Source organism: Streptomyces sp. SID13726 (assembly GCF_010548375.1).
In the GTDB taxonomy this organism is placed as follows: Bacteria; Actinomycetota; Actinomycetes; order Streptomycetales; family Streptomycetaceae; genus Streptomyces.
Window position 1 is genome coordinate 1 of sequence record NZ_JAAGLY010000720.1, and the last position, 403, is coordinate 403.

Annotated in this window: 1 pseudogene; it reads left to right on the forward strand. The window is 70.5% G+C overall.

Annotated features, from left to right (window positions below):
- Nucleotides 1–238 (forward strand): annotated as a pseudogene (locus G3I78_RS49945) (hypothetical protein); the annotation flags it as partial.
- Nucleotides 239–403 lie beyond the last annotated feature (165 nt).

A 403-nucleotide genomic window follows, 5' to 3' on the forward strand; every position in this document is an offset into this window, starting at 1 on the left:
GCTGCGCGAGCGGGTCCCCGCTGTCGGCATCAAGGTCGGCCCCGGGATCCCGCACGACGGCCTGCCCGCGGACGCCGAGACCGAGTGGGTCTCGGTCGACGGCGACGTCGTGGAGGCCGGCCTCTGGTTCGGGCCGCTCGCGCCCGAGGGGCCGGGCCGCTCGGCGCTCGTCCTCACCACGTGGACCGGGCCGGACGGGACGCTGCCGTACCGGCAGGGCAGACACGCGCAGGCGTGAGCAGTGAAGTTGTCGGCAGACACGGCGGGTTGGTACAACTGCGGCACGGGGTCCTCCGGGGTGTTTCGTGGCAACGAAAAACTCTCCAGAGGGCCCCCCTCTTCATTCCTGATGAGCCCCAGAAACCCACACTCGAACCCCCGTGCCCATCATCACCAGGCTCTT